Source organism: Nocardia sp. NPDC004568, assembly GCF_040609955.1.
Lineage (GTDB): Bacteria > Actinomycetota > Actinomycetes > Mycobacteriales > Mycobacteriaceae > Nocardia.
The window spans coordinates 1-2,796 of the sequence record NZ_JBEXLL010000172.1 but is presented as its reverse complement, the minus strand read 5'-3'; the positions used below and the strand labels follow the sequence as shown (position 1 = coordinate 2,796).

The following is a 2,796-nucleotide window of genomic DNA, read 5'->3' as shown; positions in this document are numbered from 1 at the left end:
TCGGTCACTACCTCGTCACCCACGCTGGGATTGTCAAACACGCTGCGGGGCAGCGCAAGCTGTCACCAAAACTCATTCTGAACTGATCTCTTAGCCCGGTACAGGGCGAGCGACCACGCGGACCTGCACGATCGGGGAGGGGCTCCTCGCGGAGTGGGCGGAGGGATCGGGTGCCGCTTCGGCTCGAACTCGGTTTCGAGATCGGGGGAGCGTGGCTCGACCACGAACGTAGCCCGTTCATCTGGCTGATCGCTCACGAGGGTGAGGACACGTTCGAGGAAGCGATGAACGCTTCTGGGCCTCGCCGAAACGGGAAGCGCTCGGACTCGATCCCGCGCAGTACCTCGTCGGCCGGGAGGTCAGGGTCGTCGATCCGGTTCAGTGAGCCGGAAGCAGATGCGCCGAACGTTCTTCCGGCGTCAATGATCGATATGCTCGCGCCCTGGCTCGCATGCGGCGTTCGTCCAGGTCGACGTCGACGGGCCAGATGCGCGCCGTGCCGTCGAAGGACGCGGTGATCACGTGGTCTGCGGTGGGCATCCACTCGACATCGGTGATCCGGTCCCGGTGGAAGCCGATGACTCCGATCTCGTGGTGGGCCTGAGCGTCCCATAGGCGGACAGTGCGGTCGTAGGAACCGGTCGCTATCCGGGTGCCGTCGGGCGACCACGCGACACCTTTGACCCTCGCGGTGTGTCCGCGTAGGACCGCGGTCGATTCTCCTGTCTCCCTGCTCCACAGCCGAGCGGTGTGATCGGCACTGCCGGTGACCAGGTGCGACTCGTCGGGCCACCAGGCAACGGAATCGAGCCAGTTTCCGTGCCCGATGAGCGTTGTCACGAGTTCGGCATGCGGGCCTTCGGGGACAGCTGGGCGGCTTCGCGGATCATCTCGGTGTCGATAGTGGCCAGGCGCGTCCATTCGGTGCCGGCTCGCCCGAGGGCGACTGTCGAATCCTTGGCGCAGGTGGTCGCCTATTCCGGTGTTGCCGAGATATCGAGGACCGGCTCGAGGTGCTGCGACCTTCCGTGACACTTGCTGCGCCGCGGGATCCGGTTCGTGAACTGTCGCGTCGGCAGCGACCGAATCACCGTTGGGCACCATGCGATACACAGGTCCGCGATGCCCGGCTGTCTGGCGGCTCTCGGCTCCTGTCGGGGAGAACGCCCACACACGCGCGGTCCCGTCGCCTTCACCGATCACAAGGGAGCATCCACCGACAGATCGGGGTAGTCCTCGACGTGGGTCAACACCTATTCGCCGATACCCTCCGACACCCGCCGCAGGAATGCGGCGTCCCGGCGCGTGGATTCGTCGACGAAGGCCGCGACGGCCGCCCCGGCCGACAGCCGGTGGTCGTCGCGCAAGGCGGTATCGACGCAGCGCAGAAATCGTGCACGTTCCTGCTCGCCGGCCAGCGTGAACAACTCCTCAGCCTGGTTCATCAATCTGATAGCCGGGCTGCGCCTTCCCGACGCGGTTCTTCGTCGGATCGACCAGGAGGTAGCTCTGCCCCGACTTCGGCGCAGCGGCTCCGGGCTATCCAGGACCGAACCGGAAGTCTTGCCGCCAGCCCGTACGGAGTCGCTCGGCCACGGGGGGATATTCGAGTGCTCTGGCCTGCGGCGCGGCCGGCCTGGCGCTTCCGGCCACGAAGACGCACGCCATCAATGCCACAACGATTCCCGCGGCGAGGAAGAATCGCGCGTCGTCTGTCATCAGGGCAGCGCCGCCGCAGATGACTGCGAGCGACATCAGCGCCTTGTAGATGAGGCCGTAGGGCGCTCTGGCCTTGTCGGTCGCCTGGTGCGTCGATTGACAACTGCGACAACGAGGTACGTCGATAGATGTTGTGTAGACGGTCTTCATCGCGCCATCCAACTCCCCGCGCCGCAACTGAATGTTGTAAGGCTGTCCATCGGAGTTCGAGTTCGCGTCACCTTCACAGAACCAGCATTGCGCAGTGTTCATGCTCGTCGGTCCCTTGGTTCGTCGTTCGTCCAGTTCATTGAACAACAGATACAGCCGCGGTGGTGCCTCATCGGGCGTCACGGCGGCGATCGGGAGTTTCGACCACCACACAATTCCAGCTGGGCACAGCAGGTTTGGACACCCCACCACTGGGCGGCCGGGCAGAACCGGCCGAAAGGATGCACCGGCCCGAACGAAGTAGACGCCCCCGAACGCCTCACCGCGAGTGTTCGCTCGGATGGAGGGGAGGAGGCCCGGGGCTGTCCGGACATCGACAGCCTGTTCCACGGCGCAGCCCGGGCGTCCCGTCAGCGAGTGAACAGTTCGAACTGGTTACCGGATTGGCGGCAGAACCAGGTCTTGCCCAGCCCTTCCTGGCCGAATCTGCTGACTCCGTTCGCGACACATGCTCCATGTGTCGGGTAGTAGCCGACGGTGGTATCGGCCGCCGCTACACCAGCCGCGCCGAAGGTGAAGGCCGCGATCATCGCCCCAGTGATCAGTTGCTTCATCATGCGGGCAGTCTATAGTGGGGGCCACCGCCGCGCCCCTGAATTACGTTGACGGATCAGAGGTTTCGTGGAATTCATCGACCGCTGCCCGCACTGCCGCGGGCGCGGCCCACATCCACCGCTTACCAGCGGCCCCGGGCCTGCCCGGGAACGGCGCTGCACTGTACCGTCGGGGATGGAAAGATGGATCGGAATATTCCCGCGGTCGACCAGTGGAGCTCAGGAGTCTCAATGAAGTTGTCAAGCCGTGAGCGCGACCGGCGGAGCGGGGGTGAATACCCGATCGTCGCGAAGCAACGCCCACAACACCGAG

At 64.9% G+C, this 2,796-nt stretch carries 4 protein-coding genes; all 4 read right to left on the bottom strand.

What is annotated here, in order from left to right; genetic code table 11:
- Window positions 1-378: 378 nt before the first annotated feature.
- A complete protein-coding gene (locus ABZV91_RS32345) occupies window positions 379-840 on the bottom strand; it encodes a hypothetical protein (RefSeq protein ID WP_355249513.1) in 462 nt (153 codons plus the stop codon).
- A gap of 413 nt (window positions 841-1,253) precedes the next feature.
- The gene (locus ABZV91_RS32340) at window positions 1,254-1,445 is read right to left on the bottom strand and encodes a hypothetical protein (RefSeq protein WP_355249512.1); all 192 of its coding nucleotides are present in this window, start codon (window positions 1,443-1,445) and stop codon (window positions 1,254-1,256) included.
- 94 nt (window positions 1,446-1,539) lie between these two features.
- Window positions 1,540-2,052, bottom strand: a complete 513-nt coding sequence (locus tag ABZV91_RS32335) for a hypothetical protein (RefSeq protein ID WP_355249511.1) — start codon at window positions 2,050-2,052, stop codon at window positions 1,540-1,542.
- Window positions 2,053-2,279: 227 nt separating this feature from the next.
- Window positions 2,280-2,486: a hypothetical protein gene (locus ABZV91_RS32330; protein WP_355249510.1), complete on the bottom strand. Its 207-nt coding sequence runs from the start codon at window positions 2,484-2,486 to the stop codon at window positions 2,280-2,282.
- Window positions 2,487-2,796: the final 310 nt, after the last annotated feature.